Origin of the sequence: Streptomyces sp. WG5 (genome assembly GCF_049974565.1) — a bacterium.
Lineage (GTDB): Bacteria > Actinomycetota > Actinomycetes > Streptomycetales > Streptomycetaceae > Streptomyces.
The window spans coordinates 1-696 of record NZ_JBNGGC010000159.1; the positions used below are offsets into that span (position 1 = coordinate 1).

The window sequence follows — 696 nt, forward strand, 5'->3', positions numbered from 1 at the left end:
GACATCGCCCTGCTCACCGAGCAGCGGGAGTGGCCGGAGACCGGACGCCCGCGTCGGGCCGGCATCTCGTCCTTCGGTGTCAGCGGCACCAACGCCCACACGATCATCGAGCAGCCCCCGGTCGTCGTTGCCGAGGTGGCCGATGATGCCGGCCCCTCGTCGCGGATGGCCGGCGCTCTGCCCCACGTCCTGTCGGCCAGGTCCCCCGAGGCCCTGCGCGCCCAGGCAGCTGTCCTCAGCGCGCATCTGGCAGTGGCGGGGGAGCCGGACCGCCGCACCCCGGAGCCCGTCGACCTCGCGTATTCCCTCGCGACCGGACGCGCGCACCTGGGCCATCGCGCGGTCGTCCCGGCCGGGAGCACGCGGGAGGTCGCGGACATGCTCGGGCGGCTGGCCGCCGGGGAGCACCTTCCCGCCGTCGTCACGGGCACGGTGGACGACGGCCGCACGGCGTTCCTGTTCACCGGGCAGGGCAGCCAGCGTCCAGGGATGGGCCGGGAACTGTATGCCGCCTACCCGGCCTTCGCGGACGCGTTGGACGCGGTCTGCGCACACATGGACGTGCACCTCGACGCCCCGCTGCGGGACGCGCTCTTCGCCGAGACGGAGGAGCGTCCGCTGGATCGTACGGAGTTCGCGCAGCCGGCGTTGTTCGCGGTGGAGGTGGCGCTGTTCCGGCTGCTGGAGTCGTGGGGT

The 696-nt window shown here is 73.7% G+C and carries 1 protein-coding gene; it reads left to right on the forward strand.

The genetic code is table 11. From position 1 onward, the window contains the following. Positions 1-696: acyltransferase domain-containing protein (locus tag ACP4IX_RS36365; protein ID WP_426558948.1), on the forward strand; the 696-nt coding region annotated here is incomplete at both ends.